This is a genomic window from Occallatibacter sp. (assembly GCF_035317045.1).
Taxonomy (GTDB): Bacteria; Acidobacteriota; Terriglobia; order Terriglobales; family Acidobacteriaceae; genus Telmatobacter.
The window spans coordinates 20,247-36,916 of the sequence record NZ_DATHHT010000016.1 but is presented as its reverse complement, the minus strand read 5'-3'; the positions used below and the strand labels follow the sequence as shown (position 1 = coordinate 36,916).

At 59.2% G+C, this 16,670-nt stretch carries 16 protein-coding genes; 10 read left to right on the top strand and 6 right to left on the bottom strand.

Going from position 1 to position 16,670, the window contains the following annotated elements:
• The first annotated feature begins 83 nt into the window (after window positions 1–83).
• Together VK574_RS06705 and VK574_RS06700 are read left to right on the top strand one after the other, a co-directional pair.
• Window positions 84–1,748: a lipase maturation factor family protein gene (locus tag VK574_RS06705; RefSeq protein ID WP_472799056.1), complete on the top strand. Its 1,665-nt coding sequence runs from the start codon at window positions 84–86 to the stop codon at window positions 1,746–1,748.
• Between the two features lie 17 nt (window positions 1,749–1,765).
• Complete coding sequence (locus VK574_RS06700) at window positions 1,766–3,193, top strand: phytoene desaturase family protein (protein ID WP_472799055.1); 1,428 nt, start codon at window positions 1,766–1,768, stop codon at window positions 3,191–3,193.
• A 69-nt stretch (window positions 3,194–3,262) separates the two neighbouring features.
• Here VK574_RS06700 and VK574_RS06695 read toward each other — a convergent pair whose 3' ends face one another.
• Window positions 3,263–6,175: a CIA30 family protein gene (locus VK574_RS06695; RefSeq protein WP_472799054.1), complete on the bottom strand. Its 2,913-nt coding sequence runs from the start codon at window positions 6,173–6,175 to the stop codon at window positions 3,263–3,265.
• A gap of 244 nt (window positions 6,176–6,419) precedes the next feature.
• On the opposite strand from VK574_RS06695, the gene VK574_RS06690 reads away from it, so the two are divergent.
• The 6 genes from VK574_RS06690 (at window position 6,420) to VK574_RS06665 (ending at window position 12,114) form a co-directional block, all read left to right on the top strand.
• On the top strand, window positions 6,420–7,370 hold the full coding sequence (locus VK574_RS06690) for a diacylglycerol/lipid kinase family protein (RefSeq protein WP_472799053.1): 951 nt from the start codon (window positions 6,420–6,422) through the stop codon (window positions 7,368–7,370).
• A 67-nt stretch (window positions 7,371–7,437) separates the two neighbouring features.
• Window positions 7,438–8,391 carry an alpha/beta hydrolase gene (locus VK574_RS06685; RefSeq protein ID WP_472799052.1) on the top strand — a complete coding sequence of 318 codons (954 nt, stop codon included), beginning with the start codon at window positions 7,438–7,440 and terminating at the stop codon, window positions 8,389–8,391.
• A 10-nt stretch (window positions 8,392–8,401) separates the two neighbouring features.
• On the top strand, window positions 8,402–8,881 hold the full coding sequence (locus tag VK574_RS06680) for a MogA/MoaB family molybdenum cofactor biosynthesis protein (RefSeq protein ID WP_472799051.1): 480 nt from the start codon (window positions 8,402–8,404) through the stop codon (window positions 8,879–8,881).
• 256 nt (window positions 8,882–9,137) lie between these two features.
• Window positions 9,138–10,184, top strand: a complete 1,047-nt coding sequence (locus tag VK574_RS06675) for a LacI family DNA-binding transcriptional regulator (RefSeq protein ID WP_472799050.1) — start codon at window positions 9,138–9,140, stop codon at window positions 10,182–10,184.
• 150 nt (window positions 10,185–10,334) lie between these two features.
• A complete protein-coding gene (gene msrP, locus VK574_RS06670; RefSeq protein ID WP_472799049.1) occupies window positions 10,335–11,330 on the top strand; it encodes a protein-methionine-sulfoxide reductase catalytic subunit MsrP in 996 nt (331 codons plus the stop codon).
• A 163-nt stretch (window positions 11,331–11,493) separates the two neighbouring features.
• The gene (locus VK574_RS06665) at window positions 11,494–12,114 is read left to right on the top strand and encodes a protein-methionine-sulfoxide reductase heme-binding subunit MsrQ (RefSeq protein WP_472799048.1); all 621 of its coding nucleotides are present in this window, start codon (window positions 11,494–11,496) and stop codon (window positions 12,112–12,114) included.
• A gap of 21 nt (window positions 12,115–12,135) precedes the next feature.
• On the opposite strand, the gene VK574_RS06660 is transcribed toward VK574_RS06665, so the two are convergent.
• Window positions 12,136–12,777 (bottom strand): ribonuclease HII, encoded by a 642-nt coding sequence (locus tag VK574_RS06660; protein ID WP_472799047.1) that lies wholly within the window; start codon window positions 12,775–12,777, stop codon window positions 12,136–12,138.
• A gap of 123 nt (window positions 12,778–12,900) precedes the next feature.
• Between VK574_RS06660 and VK574_RS06655 the strand changes: the two genes are divergently transcribed.
• The gene (locus tag VK574_RS06655) at window positions 12,901–13,086 is read left to right on the top strand and encodes a hypothetical protein (RefSeq protein ID WP_472799046.1); all 186 of its coding nucleotides are present in this window, start codon (window positions 12,901–12,903) and stop codon (window positions 13,084–13,086) included.
• Window positions 13,087–13,190: 104 nt separating this feature from the next.
• On the opposite strand, the gene rplS is transcribed toward VK574_RS06655, so the two are convergent.
• On the bottom strand, window positions 13,191–13,556 hold the full coding sequence (rplS, locus tag VK574_RS06650) for a 50S ribosomal protein L19 (RefSeq protein WP_472799045.1): 366 nt from the start codon (window positions 13,554–13,556) through the stop codon (window positions 13,191–13,193).
• A gap of 87 nt (window positions 13,557–13,643) precedes the next feature.
• Between rplS and VK574_RS06645 the strand changes: the two genes are divergently transcribed.
• On the top strand, window positions 13,644–14,114 hold the full coding sequence (locus VK574_RS06645; protein WP_472799044.1) for a hypothetical protein: 471 nt from the start codon (window positions 13,644–13,646) through the stop codon (window positions 14,112–14,114).
• Window positions 14,115–14,143: 29 nt separating this feature from the next.
• On the opposite strand, the gene VK574_RS06640 is transcribed toward VK574_RS06645, so the two are convergent.
• The 3 genes from VK574_RS06640 to VK574_RS06630 form a co-directional block, all read right to left on the bottom strand.
• The gene (locus tag VK574_RS06640) at window positions 14,144–14,710 is read right to left on the bottom strand and encodes a methyltransferase family protein (protein WP_472799043.1); all 567 of its coding nucleotides are present in this window, start codon (window positions 14,708–14,710) and stop codon (window positions 14,144–14,146) included.
• Window positions 14,711–14,715: 5 nt separating this feature from the next.
• Entirely contained in the window at window positions 14,716–15,600 is an 885-nt protein-coding gene (gene trmD, locus VK574_RS06635; RefSeq protein WP_472799042.1) for a tRNA (guanosine(37)-N1)-methyltransferase TrmD, read from the bottom strand.
• 77 nt (window positions 15,601–15,677) lie between these two features.
• The gene (locus VK574_RS06630) at window positions 15,678–16,574 is read right to left on the bottom strand and encodes a GntR family transcriptional regulator (protein ID WP_472799041.1); all 897 of its coding nucleotides are present in this window, start codon (window positions 16,572–16,574) and stop codon (window positions 15,678–15,680) included.
• Window positions 16,575–16,670 lie beyond the last annotated feature (96 nt).

Genomic DNA, 16,670 nt, shown 5'->3' with positions numbered 1-16,670 from the left:
ATATGGATATAGAGGGCGGCCCCATTCCGCGCCGGGAGCCATCCCATGACACCAGTCCAGCAAACTCGATAAGCTGCTTGCATATGGCGGAGCGCAGCCCCAGCTATTGGCTTCACTGGTTATTTGACTCCCGCGCTGGCGCGACCGGCAAGCTGGTGGCGCGCTGGATCTTTCTGCGCGCAATGGCGGCCATCTACTTCTCTGCGTTCTATTCGCTTCTGTTTCAGATCAAGGGAATGATCGGGCCTGACGGCATTATGCCGGCGCGCGATTACCTCGCCGCAGTGGCCCAGCAATTTCCTTCGACAAAGTTCTGGTACGCGCCCACGCTGTTCTGGCTTTCCTCAAGTTCGCACGCACTGATGCTTGTAACGTGGATCGGCCTTGCAGCATCGATCGTTGCGTTTGTGAATCTGGGGCCGCGGCTTAGCTTCTTGCTTTGTTTTGTCTGCTTTCTTTCGTTTGTTACGGCGGCGAGCGAATTCTCCAATTATCAGTCGGACGGCATGCTGCTCGAGGCTGGATTTATCGCGCTATTTTTTGCGCCTCAAGGTCTTTTACCCGGGCTTGGCACAGCCACGCCGCCTTCGCGAGCCAGCTTGTTCCTTTTGCAATGGGAGTGGTTTCGCATTTACTTCGAATCCGGCATGGTCAAGCTGGTCAGTGGCGATCGCCAGTGGCGGACGCTGACCGCGATGGACGAGTACTACCAGAACGGTCCGCTGCCCACCTGGATCGGCTGGTATGTCCAGCATTTTCCACACTGGTTCCAGGCCGCAAGCGCAGCCGGCACGCTGGTGCTTGAACTTGGAATTGTGTGGATGCTGTTCTTGCCCCGTCGCGTGCGCATTATCTGCTTCTTCATCGTCACGCCGTGGGAAGTTGGTGTGATTCTGACGGCGAACTACACGTTCCTGAATTACCTCGTTCTGTCACTCGGATTCCTGCTTCTGGATGACAAATTCCTTCAACGTATCGTACCGTCGCGCTTTCGAAGTGCAATTGGTGAGGGCCTTGAACCTTCAAGTGCGAAGAAAGCGCCGGACGATCCGGAGTCGGCCGACGATGAAACTGAAGGAGCGAACGATCGCAGCACGCACGGTCGGATTTCGCGTACACTCAGCGGCCATTTCAGTGCGATGCGGCTTGCCATCGCCGCGGTGATGCTTACGTGGATCTTCTATGACACAACCGCGGAGATGATCGAAATCCCCGTCCGCACTCTGCCGCTGCCCACCCTGCCCATCGAGGCGCTCGAGCATCTTCGCATCGCCAACCAGTATGGGCTGTTCGCAGTGATGACCAACGGGCGATATGAGATCGAATTCCAGGGTTCAAATGACGGCGAGAACTGGACTCCGTATCCATTCCGCAACAAGCCGCAGGCGTTGAACGAGGCTCCGCGCATCTACGCGCCGTATCAGCCGCGCTTCGACTGGAACCTGTGGTTCGCGTCCCTTGGCGACTGGCGGCAGGATGACATGGTGCCGCTCACTGAGGAGCGGCTCCTCGAGAACGACAAGAATGTTCTCGCGCTTTTCCGAAGCAATCCGTTTGCCCAGGCGCCACCTCGCTACGTACGCGCCGTTCTTTGGCAATACTGGTTCACCACGCGCGAAGAAAAACGCACAACAGGAAATTGGTGGCGAAGACAACTCTTAGGACTCTACGCTCCCGTCCTGACCCGGGCGCCGGACGGCCGGTCCGCTGTGGTCCAATGGCCTGATGAACTTCCCGCGCATAACTGATCTGGGAGAATGAAGGAATGAGGCGTGCCTATGTCATCGGATCCGGCCCCAACGGTCTATCGGCCGCGATCGTGCTGGCCCAGGCCGGCATTGACGTCGAGGTCTTCGAAGCAGAAGCTGTGGCAGGCGGCGCAGCCCGTACGCTGCCGTTGACGCTGCCCGGGTTCCTGCACGATTTCGGTTCGGCGGTGCATCCCATGGGAGCGGGATCGCCCTTCTTCAACACACTTCTTCTTGCCGAATACGGACTCAACTGGATTCATGGTGACGCGCCACTCGCCCATCCCCTCGACGACGGGACCGCTGTGATGCTGGAGCGCGATCTCGCCGATCAGGACAGGGAATTCGGGTCGGACGCCCAAGCCTGGCGCAGCCTGGTGATGCCTTTGGTCGATCACTGGGACCGGTTTGCCGAGGAGTCTCTCGGCCCAGTGCTTCGCATTCCGCGCCATCCTTTTTTTATGGCGCGCTTCGGCACATCGGCGTTTCAGCCTGCCAGGCGCATTGCGATGCATCGCTTTACGCAGCCGCGTACGCGGGCTCTTTTCGCCGGGCTGGCGGCACATTCCTTTCTCAGCCTCGACGATGCTCTCAGCTCTGCCGTTGCGCTCGTGCTCGGGGCTGCAGCGCACAAGGTTGGATGGCCCGTCCCGCAGCAGGGATCGCAAAGCATCACCAACGCGCTCATCGGTCATCTGCAGACTCTCGGCGGCAAGGTCTATACCTCGTGCCGTGTCGGCCCGGAAATATTTCACAAGTTGAACGCGCCGCCGGTCGCAATGCTGTTTGACACCTCGCCGCGGCAGCTTGTCGGCATCGCGGGCGATTGCCTCACAAACGGTTTCCGCAGCCTGATGGAACGCTTCAAACCGGGACCGGGCGTCTTCAAAATTGACTACGCTCTTTCGCAGCCGGTGCCATGGCGTGCGGCCGAGTGCAAACGTGCCATCACCGTTCATCTCGGGGGCACCCTGGAAGAGATTGCAGAGGCGGAGGACGCGGTATTGAAGGGCCAGCATCCGGAACGGCCTTTTGTGCTCACAGCGCAGCCATCGCTCTTCGACCCCAGCCGCGCGCCGCAGGGGCAACAAACGTTCTGGGCCTATTGCCACGTGCCCAACGGGTCGACGGTTGATATAGCGGATCGCCTCGAAGCCCAGGTCGAGCGTTTTGCGCCCGGCTTTCGCGACTGCGTACTGGCCCGGACTGTCTCGAATCCGGCGACGCTCGAGCGCATGAATGCGAACCTGCTGGGCGGTGACATCAGCGGCGGAGCGATGACGATGAAGCAGTTTCTGCTGCGCCCCTCTGCGCTGACCTACGAAACCAGCGCGCCGAATCTGTTCCTGTGTTCTTCCTCCACGCCGCCGGGTGGCGGAGTCCACGGCATGTGCGGTTTTCGTGCTGCCAAGGTTGCAATCCGCAGAATGCGATTCCAACAATAGCGTCGCCATTCTTTGTCCTGCTACACACCGTTTCAGCCTGCGCGCTTTGACTCGAATCCGCGGTGGCTCCTATTTGATCTCCACTTCGTCGATCACGAACTGAAACTTGCCCGGCTCCTGGACGCGAATGAATCCAATCCCGCTGATGTCGCTTCCATCGGTCTCAAACGTTGAAAACGGAAACGTGTATTGCTTCCACTCCGGACCTGCCGCAAAGGATGTCATTGCCGGCGCTTCGCCACTCTGGCCGCTGCGCGTCTCGGTCAGCACGATCAGCGTATAGGTCTTGCCGTCTCCCTTCGCCCAGAAGCTGATGCTGCTTTTCTTTGACAGGTTCACGGGCTTCATCGGCGCAGATCCTGGCGAAAAGAGCGCTCCGGCAAAGATGAACGGTCCTCCAGCAACCAATTCGCCGCTAACCTGCATGGAGCTCTTCGTTCCCGCCGCGCCAGGCTCAATCACGTCGAGTTTCGAATTTGATTTTCCCCCATTCATCGTGTCGCTCGCCGGAATCCACATGCCATACGTGGCGGCCACTTTGCCTCCATCGAAATTGCTCACCATGTTGTTCTCTGAGCCAGCAGGGACCGACGCCATTGCCACCGGTTTTCCAGTCTCTCCAGCGGTTCCCGTGACGGTTAGCTTAACGGTTGTGGTTTTGTCGGAACTTGGTCCCACCATCATGTCGAATACACCGGGTTCCACCACGCGATGCATATCAATGTTCAGGATCGACAGCGTCTCCGGTGTCACTGTGAAGGTCACGGTACGCTTTTCCCCCGGCTTCAGCGTGATGCGCTCGAACCCCTTCAACTGCATCACTGGTTGCGTGACCGAAGCCACGCGCTGATGAATGTAGAACTGCGGAACCTCATCCCCTTCGCGCGTGCCGGTGTTGGTAACGTCCACGCTCACCTTCGCCGTACCCGCCTGCATAATCTGCTGCGGTTCAACCTTCAAGTTGTCGAACTTGAACGTGGTATAGCTCAGACCGAAGCCGAAGGGAAACAGCGGATGCCGCGTCGAGAATTCGTAGCCGCGATTCGCTGAGGGCTTGTGGTTGTAATAGTCCGGCAGCGCGCCCACCGTATGCGGAAATGTGATCGGCAATTTTCCGCCGGGATTCGCATCGCCGAAAAGCACGTCGGCCGCCGCTGTGCCGCCCTCTTCGCCAAGGTAAAATCCTTCGAGAATTGCCGGAACATGCTCGGCGATGTAGTTGACCGACAACGGCCTGCCGTTCAGCAGCAGCACGACCACCGGCTTGCCTGTTTCCACCACGGCCTTCACCAAGTCGTTCTGCGCGCCGAGCAAGTCGAGTGAGTCGCGATCGCCCAGGTGATTCTCAGCCCACGCTTCACGATTGGTGCTCTCGTTTTCGCCGACCACGAGAATCGAAACATCGGCCTTTTTTGCCGCATCCACCGCCGCCTGAATCGAAGCGGTCTGCGTCTTCGGGTCGACGAGCTGCACGTCGTTTGCCGACCAGCCTCGGAAACCCTGCGGCGCAGTGGTGATCTTGCAACCTTCCGCGTACAGCACCTTCACCTTATCGCCAACCTTGGCCTTGATACCGTCAAGCACGCTCACTCCGTAGCCGGGGTCGCGGCTATATCCGCCCAGGTGAACATCGGCGGCATTCGGTCCGATGACGGCGATTGACTTCAGCTTCGTCATGTCGAGTGGCAGCAGATTCTTTTCATTTTTCAGCAGGACAATCACCTTGCGCGCAGCTTCTGCAGCCAGCTTCTTGTGCTCGGGGCTGTTATTCACCTTCTCGGCGTAATCGGGCTCGACATAAGGATTGTCGAATAGTCCAAGTCGGAATTTGGTTGCCAGCACGCGCGCGACCGCACGGTCCACTTCGCTCTCGGGTACCAGGCCTTGCTTTACCTGCTCTACCAGCGTGCTGTAGACGGTGCCTTCCGATAAGTCGTAATCGATTCCCGCAGCAAGCCCCTGCCGCGCGGCGTCTGCCAGGTTGAATGCCACGTGATGTGTGTTCACGAGCATTTGCAGCCCATCGCCGTCCGAAGCCAGATAGCCGTCGAACCCCCACTCCTGGCGCAATACCTTATCAAGCAGCCAGTGATTGATGTGGTTGGGCACGCCATCAATCTCGTTATATGAGGCCATCACGCTACCCACATGCGCCTCCTGCACTGCCGCCTGGAAGGGAACGAGGTAGGTCTCGCGAATCACGCGCTCTGAAATATTGCCCGGCGCGGTGTTGGTTCCGCCCTCGGGCACGCCATGTACAGCGAAGTGCTTTGCGGTGGCCAGTACATGATGGCGATCAATCCCATACGTGTCGCCCTGCAGGCCCTCAATGGCCGCGACGCCTATGCGCGAAATCAGGTAGGGGTCCTCGCCATAGCCTTCTTCCGTCCTGCCCCAGCGTGGGTCGTGTGCCATGTCCAGCACCGGCGAGAAGACCTGTCCCGCGCCGCGCGAACCGGCCTCATCACCAACAGCCGTGAACACCCGTTTCACCAGCGCCGGATCGAAAGTGGCTGCCAGCCCCAGTGCCTGCGGAAAGCTCGTGCTGCCGTATTCCATGTAACCGTGCAGAGCTTCACCGAGAAACATTGCCGGAATCCCCAACCGTGTCTTCTCGCGCAGGTAGCGCTGCACGCCATTGCGAAGGATCGCAGCTTGGCGCGGAGTGAACTTCACCTCCGCCCCCCACTCGGCCGAAAGCGTCTGGCGAGCCGTTTCCGCGGTGAACGTTCCGGTGGGATCGATGACCTCGATCTTCGATTCCCAGCCGCCGGTAAGTTGATAGACCTTTTCTTCAAGTGTCATCCGCGGCACCAGGTCGGCGACGCGGTCGGCGATCGGCAGCCTGGCGTCTTTATAGCGCGGCGTATCCGTCGAGGAGGCAGACTTTTCCTGCGCGCCTGCGCCCAACGTGAAGACAACCAGTCCAAACAACAGGCTCGAAAGCGGCATCTTTGAAGAATTGCGCACGTGAAGAGTCATGGTTTTTGCAGGTTCCCTGGATCCTTTCCGGATATACGGCGAAACATTCTAACTGACCTACGCACCTCATGTATGTGCGGTTCAATCTATCGCCAAAACAACGAAAGCTGGGACTCCTCCGCAGCCCTTGATGGGCCAGGATCGTATCCGTTCCGGTTCGCATCCAAGCTGGAGGAATGAAAGCCGCCGTCTATAGAATGAAACCATCGATAAAGGTGACCTCAAACGAGGCTAGAAAGCATCCATGCGCCGTGTCGCGCTAATTTACAACCCCGCTTCAGGTCAGCATTCGGCAGGCCGCGCCTCCCAGGTCGAGAATGTGATCGCGGTGCTGCGCAAAGCTGATATTGAAGCCGAAGGACTCGAAACACATGCGCCGGGCAGCGGGAAATCCCTCGCGCTTGCCGCCGTGCGGCAGGGCTACGAAGCAGTGCTGGCTTGCGGCGGCGACGGCACAGTGCATGAAGCGCTTCAGGCGCTTGTCGGGACGAAGGTCGCGCTCGGTGTCATTCCGCTCGGGACGGCGAATGCACTGGCGCAGAACCTCGGACTTGGCCGAGACCCCGTGAAGGCCGTGCGGGCTCTCCTCAAAGCCGAGCCGATCGAGGTCCCAGTCGGCCGGATCTTCTTTCAGGAAAACAATGGCGCGCAGGGTTGGCGATACTTTACGGTCGCGGCTGGAATCGGTGCAGATGCGCTGCTGATGTCGAGTATGGACCCGGGAATGAAGCGGCGCCTGGGATATGCGCTCTACATGATTGAGGCCTTCAAAATCTGGGTGTCTCATCCGTTTCCGCTCTTCGACGCATCTTTCTCCATCAACGGCAAGCGCGAGCCTCGTGTCGAACAGGTCTCGCAACTTCTCGCCATACGCATTCGGTCCTTCGGCGGAGCGCTAGGGGTGTTCGCTCCCGGCGCCACCCTGCACAAGAGAGATCTGAGCCTGGTTGCTTTCAAGACGCGCAGCCGGCTGCAATATCTTCGCTTTCTCCTTGCAACGATCGTAGGCCGCCAGACCTTTTCCCGGACCATCGAACTCCTCGACGCCGACTCCGTCGAATGCCGTTCCGCGAATGGTTCTAAGTCGAAGGTATTTGTGGAAGCTGACGGCGAGGTGCTGGGCTCTTTGCCGGCGCGTATCGAAGTCGCGCGGGAAACGTTGATGCTCCTCGTTCCTCCCGGCGCTCAACCGTAGAAAATTTGCAGATTCGTTCCCCCTCCTGCAATCATCGCTGCGACGCCTTATCATCAGGAGTTTCGGTATGAAACGATCTGCTCTCATTGTCTGTGCCGCCATTGTTACGTCAGCCGCTTGCACCGTCGCACAAAAACCCGCGTGGCAGCCTGCTCCCGGACACATCACTCTGCCGCTCTGGCCCAACGGTGCACTCGGCGCGACCCCAAACCCGCCGGCTGAAATCGACACCACCAAGCCCACGGACAACCTGATCGCCGGCAAGCCCTTGGTTCGCCTGGGCAACGTCTCCAATCCGACCCTGACGCTTTATGCGCCAAAGGGTGGCGCAACGCGACCGGCGGTCGTCGTCTTTCCTGGAGGCGGCTACCAGATCCTAGCCATCGATCTCGAAGGCACCGAAGTCTGCGATTGGCTCAACTCCATCAAGGTCGCCTGCGTCCTGGTCAAGTATCGCGTGCCCAACACCGGGCCCTATCCCAAATCCGTTGCAGCCTTGCAGGACGCCCAGCGCTCTCTCAGCATGGTTCGCCGGCACGCCGCCGAGTGGCACATCGACCCCGATCGCATTGGCGTTCTCGGCTTCTCCGCTGGAGCGCACCTCGCAGCCGCGCTCAGCACTCATTTCGACAAACGCCTCTACGATCCCATCGACTCTGCCGATCAGCTTAGTTGCCGACCTGACTTCGCATTCGTCATCTATCCCGGTTACCTGGCGAACGCCGCCGAGCACATGGCTCCGAATGCTGACATCAACCCCACTGACAAGACGCCACCCACTTTCATCGTGCAAGCCGAAAATGACCCCGTGCATGTCGAGAATGCGACGGCCTACTTTCTGCAGTTGAAGGCCGCCAAGGTTCCCGCCGAGCTGCACATCTACGCAGAAGGGGGACATGGATACGGGCTGCGCCGTACCGAGCTGCCCGTGACCACTTGGCCGGATACAGCCAAAATCTGGCTGCAGACGATCAAAATGCTCCCGCATAGATTGGGCGGTACACGTGGGGCAGGGAATTAGGATCATCCCAATGCTCTTCTGCGTACTCACCGTTTCCGATCGTTGCTCGCAGGGGTTGATGACCGATACCGCAGGCCCGGCCGTTGCGGAGTTGCTGCGTCAGCACTGGCCTCCTGCACAGGTTGAAACCGCGCTCGTTCCCGACGACGAAGAAAAAATCGCGGCACAGCTCAAAGACTGGAGTGAACACGGAGCGACGCTGATCCTCACGGCGGGCGGCACCGGCATGAGCCCTCGCGATCGCACCCCCGAAGCCACGCTCCGCGTCCTCGATCGCCTGGCTCCCGGACTGAGCGAAGCAATACGGTCCCGCGGCGCGGAGAGCAATCCCTTTTCCTGGCTCTCGCGCGGCGTTGCCGGTTTGCGCGGCTCGACATTGATCGTCAACCTGCCCGGCAGTAAGCGCGGTGCTGAAGAGAGCCTTGTTTCCATTCTGATGCTGCTGCGCCACGCTCTTGAGGTGGCCGAGGGAGGCCAAAGCCATCCCTAACCAGCCATGGCATTTTGAGATTGGAAACGTTTTCCTGACTAGAGCCGATTTTGATTCAGCGTCTTGCGCAATCCGACCGTAGCTTCATACCGAGTCGACTCATTGGATTCAGCATGTTCTCGCCCAATTCGAGGCGCAAATTTTTGCGGAAATCCTCTCGTGTAACACCAGAAAATACTCTAAAATCGGCTTACCTGTGGGCGGTCCAAGGAAAAATCCGAACCGGCTTCGTCAAGCCAATGCCAGCATTCGCGATGTGGCGAAGCGTGCCGGTGTCTCCATCGCCACGGTTTCCCGTGCGGTCAATGGTATCTCTACGGTCGCGCCTGAGCTGGCAGAGCGCGTGTGGAGCGCAATCAAGGAAGTGGGCTACGTGCCCAATACCCAGGCCCGCGCGCTCGTCTCGGGCCGAAGCCGCCTCCTCGGCCTCGTCGTCTCTGAGATCACCAACCCATTTTTCCCCGAACTGGTGCAGGAGTTCGAGAATCTAGCCGTCGAGCAAGGCTACGAGGTCTTCATAGGCTCTACAAACTACGAAGCCGCTCGCACCGAGGCCCTCGTCCGCCGCATGCTGCAGCGCAGCGTTGACGGTGTCGCCATTATGACCTTCGGCATTGAGGAGGAACTGATCCAGAGGCTTGTCGAGCGTGCGTTTCCTGTAGTGTTCGTCGATGCGGGACCCGATCTGCCGAATATTCGTGTTCTCAAGATCAACTATGGGGAGGGGATTCGCGAGGCCGTACAGCACCTCGCTGCGCTCGGGCATCGCCGGATTGCTTTCGTCAGCGGTCCTCTACGGATGCGTTCCGCAACGGCGCGACGCGACGCTTTTCTTGCCGCCATGGCCGAGCTTGGACTTCAGGTCCCGCCTGAACACCAGGTCGAAGGCACGCACACCATGGAAGGCGGCATCAGGGCCAGCGAATCTCTGCTGGCGCTCGGCGAGCTTCCCACGGGCATCGTGTGCTCCAACGACATGACCGCCATTGGCGTGCTGCACGGTCTGTATCGCTCAAAGAGCGCTGTGCCGCAAGATGTCTCCGTTGTGGGATTTGACGATATTCATCTTGCGCAGTTCATGCTGCCGCCGCTCACCACGGTACAGATGTCGTGCAAGCATCTTGCCGCGGCCGCCGTGCAGGCTCTGCGTGCCGGCATCGAGCCCGATCATCCTCAGGCGCAGCAACGGGAGTGGCACATTTCCACGCAGCTCGTGGTGCGCCAATCCACCGCCTTTCCGCGGGGCAGCCTTCCCGCCCTGGCCAGGACAAAGCCCGCCTCACGTCGCGGCGCCTCGAAATAGCAACGCCTGCCGGCTCCATGCTGAATGACGTTAAAGGCAACTTCCGTGCAATTTTGATGGTCTCGAAGCGCCGGGCATGTTTGTTGTAACCCGAATGCAGTCGATGTTGTCTAATAAATGCGGCGATCCGTTCCCCGCTCGAGGTCATTCATGTTGATACGCAAGCCCTCCGACATTCCCGCATCGGAGATTACTTCTCCGGAAGGTTATACGCAGTTCCGCAGCCGCCGCCGCTTTTTGCGCAATGCCATTGCCGGCGGGGCAGCCGCAGGTGCGGCCATTGCCGGCGCTGATCGGCTGGCGGATCTCTTCGCGCCTCGCACCCACGCGCTGGCCGACGAAACCAAGCTGCAAACCGTCAAAAGTCCACTCACCACGACTGGGGAGCAGCTCACCAGCCTTCAGGACATCACGCACTACAACAATTACTACGAATTTGGCGTGCAGAAAAATGAGCCCGCCGAAAATGCCGGCGGTCTGCCCACCCGTCCCTGGACCGTGAAAGTGGACGGCAAGGTGAAACAACCAAAAACCTTCGACATTGAGGCCCTGCTGAAACTGCGTCCCCTCGAAGACCGCGTCTATCGCCATCGCTGTGTCGAAGCCTGGAGCATGGTCATTCCCTGGGTCGGCTACTCTCTTTCTGAATTCATCAAGCAATGCGATCCGCTGCCCAGTGCAAAATTTGTTCAGTTTCTCTCGTACTATGACAAGCACGTCGAGAAGTGGACCTCTGAATCGAATATCAACTGGCCCTACACCGAGGCGCTCCGCATGGACGAAGCCATGCACCCGCTCACACTGCTCACCTTCGGTCTGTACGGCCAGGTGTTGCCAAACCAGGATGGTGCGCCGATCCGCATCGTAGTGCCATGGAAATACGGTTTCAAATCGGCGAAGTCGATCGTCACCGTGCGCTTTCTCGACAAGATGCCGCCGACCACATGGAACGAGCTGGCTTCGAACGAATACGGCTTCTACTCCAACGTCAACCCCAACCACGACCATCCGCGCTGGAGCCAGAAGACCGAGCGCCGTATCGGCCTGCCGTTCTACGCCCAGCGCCGTACTACCCTCATGTTCAACGGCTATGGCGAGCAGGTCGCGTCACTCTATAACGGCATGGATCTAAACAGGAATTTTTAGCGGAGTTAGCGGCGCTTCGCGCCCGTTGGCGGTCCTTCGCATCGTTAGCGGACTTAGGAACGGCGTGGAGCTAACTCCGCTATCACGCGCACAGCGCGGCTAACCACGCTAACGTGCGAAGCACGCTAACCCCGCGAACGGTGCAAAGCACAGCTGGACACTCATGAATCGCAAGACCCTCATCACGCTCAAGACGCTCACGTGGATCGCGTGCCTCTCACCCTTCGCGCTGCTCGCCTACGAAGCCGTCACCAACACGCTTGGTCCCGATCCCACATCCACCATCGCACTCACCACCGGCTACAACGCGCTCTTGATGCTCATCCTTTCACTGGCCGTCACGCCGCTGCGCTTGCTCTCGTCACGCCTCTCGTGGCTCATCAAGTTTCGTCGCCTGCTTGGACTCTTCGCGTTTTTCTACGCGTCGATCCACCTGGCGACCTACGTCGCTCTCTACCTGAATTTCGACATGAGCATCTTCAAGACCGACATTACCAAGCGTCGATTCATCATCGCTGGCTTCCTTGCATATTCGTTGCTGGTGCCGCTTGCGGCTACTTCCACCACGTGGTCCATTCGCAAGCTCGGCGGCAAGCGCTGGAACCGCCTGCACAAGCTCGTTTACTTGGCAGCTATCTGTGGAATCATCCACTACTGGTGGCAGGTCAAACCCGGTGTGCTCAGCCCGATGAATCTCACCATCACGCTCGTCGTGCTGTTTCTCGCGCGGCCGGTGCTTACATTCCTCCAGAAGCGCAGGACCCAGCGCGCAGTCTCGGTGTAAAGAATTCAGCGGTTGGCAAATTCACTGAATGATCTCGGGCAGGCCTTCAAAGTTGAGCACCGTCTGAGCCACGGGGCTCCAGTTCTTCCGATGCAGCGGCGTTGGGCCCAGCCTCTCCAGCGCAGTCATGTGCTCGCGCGAACAGTACCCCTTATGCTTCGCCAGCCCGTATCCCGGATAGAGCGCGTCCAGATCGACAAGCAGCCGGTCGCGATACACCTTGGCCAGCACGCTTGCGGCGGCGATCGAGTAGCTGGTTCCATCGCCGTGGATCACCGACTGTTGCGGGCAAGCCCACTCGATCGTGTCGCAACCATCAATCATCAAATAATCTGGCTGGATCGTAAGCTGCTCCACGGCAATGCGCATGGCCAGCAGGGAAGCCCTGCGAATGTTGATCCGATCGATCGTCTCCACATCCACCGCGGCGATCGCAAATGCCAGCGCCTTGGCGCGAACCACAACGTCAAGTTCGTTGCGTTTGTTTTCGCAAAGCTGCTTTGAATCGTTTAACCCCGTCAGCCGGCAGCCCAACGGCAGAATCACCGCGGCCGCAACCACCGGCCCGAACATTGGCCCGCGGCCCACTTCGTCACAACCGGCGATCCGTAGAAAGCCACATTGGGTCGCAGCCCTCTCCAGTTTCCATCCGCATGCCGCCATGACCTCAGTATAAGAAGGACGGACCATGGTCGACAGGTGGATGCCTGCGGAAAACTCGTTCTGTATTCGACGAATAAACCAGTACGCCAGCCCGCGTACGCATCCAAACGCTCAGGAGATCCAATGACTGAGAAGACGAAGCCAACGCATACCCAACCCGGCGGACTGCAGGAAACGAACCACAACGCTGACGACGGAGTAGTCAATGACTCCCTCGGCACCGTCAACATCGCCGACTCGACCGGCCTGGATGAGACCAAGGAAACCGGCGACGCCAAGCGCCAGAACAAACAGACGCATGAAGACTGACGAACAGCTCCTTTGATCGCCCGTAAGGGCGGACCATCCGTTTCGGGATGCAAACGAAAACCCCGGCCGAAGCCGGGGTTTATCTTGCTTTGAAAAGCAGATCGCTACGCCTTGGCGGTAGCGCGCTCCACTTCCTTCAAGCGGGCTGCCTTACCGCGCAGTCCACGGATGTAGAAGAGCTTCGAGCGCCGCACCTTGTAACTGCGGATCTTCTCCACCTTGTCAACAACCTTGGAGTTGAACGGGAAGATGCGCTCCACGCCCTGTCCAAAGCTCATCTTGCGGACGGTAAAGGTACCCTGCGGTCCCTTGTTGATGGCGATCACGAGGCCTTCAAAAGCCTGCAAACGTTCCTTATCGCCTTCTTTAATCTTGACTTGCACGCGAACCTGGTCGCCGGGCACGAATGGTGGGAGATCGGTGCGCTTCAGCTTGTCGGCCAGGCGCTGCATTACTGGATGGATAGACATAGCTACTTCCTGCTGATGGACTCAGAACCTTGATTTTAACAGAGAAGCGGCCCAAACGCCTAGTCCGGCTCCTGTATATTGCCCGATATGAACGACGAACACGAACTTCTCCGCCACACCGTCGCCAGCCTGGCCTACCGCGCCACCCGTGCTCTCGACGGAGCACCCGACACATTCGCCAATTTCGATGGTTGCGGCCGCCAGCCCATTCAGATCCTGGCTCACATGGGCGATCTGTTCGATTGGGCGCTCAGCGCGGTGCAGGGAAGCGAGCGCTGGCACAACTCCACCCCGCTTCCATGGCTTCAGGAGAAAGCACGCTTCTTCGCCACCCTTGAGGCCTTCGACGATTACCTCGCGTCAGATCAACCGCTCCATGCCGCCGCTGAACCGCTCTTCCAGGGGCCGATTGCCGACGCACTCACCCACGTCGGGCAGATCGCGATGATGCGCCGGTTAGCCGGCTCGCCAACCTGTGGCGAAAACTTCTTTGTCGCCACTATCGCAGCCGGCAAGGTTGGCGCTGATCAGCCGCCCGCTTCCCAGCCATTCCGATAACTCCATAAGCTTCGCGCAGCCTTCCCCATTCAGCGCAAAAGTGGCAGGTAGGCCGGAGTGGACTTCTTGTATCGCGCAAATTCCTCGCCGAATCGTGCTTCAAGAAGCTTCTCTTCTGCGCGCACGCGAATCTCGGTTCCAATCACGAAAAAGACCACGCCCGCAACGAGTAGCGGCCACCAGGTCTTCGCAAACCCAGTCGCCAGCAACATGCCGAACATTGACGCGTAAATCGGATTCCTCAGCCATCGATAAGGTCCAGTCGTAATCAGCTTGTGATCTTCGCTCAAGGCAGCTTCAAACCGCCACTGCTTGTCGAGGTGACGCGCCGCCATCCACACCAGCGCTACCGAAGGCGGCCCCAGAATCATCGAAGCAATCAACGACGCGGCAGACTTCTCAAATCCCACCGGCCGCACAAAGGCCCAGATGCAGGCATATCCCAGCATCACAAGGACGATTCCCCATCGCGACGCCGGCGCACTGACGTTCTTCTTCGCCCCTTGTGCGCGGTTCCGCGGTCGCACAAAGGCTAGAGACCACGCGATCCAGCAAACGCCGAACTCCACCCACGCGGCAATTTGTAATGTGTTCATGAATCTCACTCTCCGTGGTTGCGAATGGCATCCAGTATCCGGCGGTCCTCTTCACTCAGCGATGCCCCCTCCAGCAGGTCCGGCCGGTTCTTGAGCGTCTTGCGCAATTGCTGCTCGCGCCGCCATTTTCGAATTTGCAGATGGTCGCCGTTCATCAGCACCTCAGGCGCACGCAGTCCGCCAAACTCCGCCGGCCGCGTGTAGTGCGGATAATCGAGCAGCCCCCCGGATCCATGCTGCGAACGCGGCACGCCTTCCTCGTCCGTAGTGATCTCCGCATCGGCTACACCAAAGCTTTCAAACTCGCCCGACGCTTCGTTGCCCAGCACACCCGGCACCAGCCGCATCACGGTATCTACCACGACGGCAGCCGCCAGTTCGCCGCCGCTCAATACGTAATCGCCGATCGAAAGCTCCATGTCGCAATAGAGTTCGTTGATGCGCTCATCCACGCCTTCGTAGCGGCCGCAAATCAGCACTACGCGCTCCATCTTAGCCAGATCGCGCGCCACTGCCTGCGTAAACGGCCTTCCCTGCGCCGAAAGCAAAATCACCCGTGTGCCGGCCTCGGACGTGGGTGCCCCATCCTTGCGACGCATTTCAGGCGCAAGGGTGGGAGACAGAGAATTTGGGAGAAACGAGGGATGGGCACTCTTGTTGCCAATGCCCAGCGCGCCGAGTGCCTCCGCCAGCGGTTCTGCCTTCAGCACCATCCCCTCGCCCCCGCCAAACGGCCGATCATCCACGGTGCGATGCCGATCGTGCGTAAACGTACGCAAATCGTGCAAGCCAATGCCCACCAGTCCCTCAGCCTGCGCCCGCCGCACAATCCCGTGCTCGAAGATGCCGGCAAAGAACGCGGGAAATATCGTGATGATCTCAAACCGCATAGTCGTTACTCACGATCATAGAGCCGGATTATGGCATGGGAAGTGGCCAGACGAGATCTGGATACCCCGCATGGCAATCAACGTGGGCCGTGAGACGACGCAAGATGCTCGAGACAAGCGGTGGCGATAAGCCGGTAATGAACCTTGCGTCGAGAACGGACCCTGGAGACAGTAACCGTGTCACAGAACACTAAATCGAGGGTGTCGAGGTTTACCGGTTCATCTTTCATCACCAGAATCTCGTTGAAAGTATGCTTTCTTCCCATCGCCGGGGCCAGGAGGCCTTTGGCTGTCCGCAGCAAGCTCTCGCTCACCGATACCACGGCCACAATGGACGGATTCTTGAGCTTCCGAATCAGGTCAACATGTTCGGCGGCCTGGGAATAAACCAGGCCGATCGTCGGCCGGCTTTGCGGAACGTGCTTCTTCAGATCGTCTAGAAGGTGATTCGCGGCCAACACCTGGGCGCCGATGGCCAGGCTTGGGTCGCTCGCAAAATCTTCGGGAGAGCAGCTCTCGACCTGCAGACCAAGGCCGTCGACAACTTCTTGCCGAATAATCTCACGCAGACCAGGCTCCCGCTCCACAACAAGAAAATGGTCAGGGGGCTGAGCCATCAGGCGCTCGAGTACTTTCTGTCTCAGCGCCTGCAGGGAGTAGCCCATCTCCCTGGCGCGCTCGATGCTCTCGTTGATCAATTCATCGAGGGTGTGGGGCTTCGGCAGGGGTGCGCCGGCATTCGCTCCAACGACCAGCTGAGTGCCGCGCCGACGAGTAACCCAGCCCCGACCCACGAGTTGCTGATATGCCTCGCTCACCGTGTTGTGGTGCACCTTGCTTTGCCTCGCCAGCGCACGCACACTGGGCAATGCTTCGCCCGCACGAAGTTGGCCCGTTGTAATCAGGAACACAATTTGCTCGGCAATCTGTTGCCGCAGCGGGACATCACTGTTCTTGCTCAGCGCGATTTGCATTGGTTCTCTCCACGCACGCCAATACGCGGCAACTGTGACAGCGACCGAAACCATCACATGCCTGCTGGCTCATGCCGCACCTTCTGCCTATTCTCA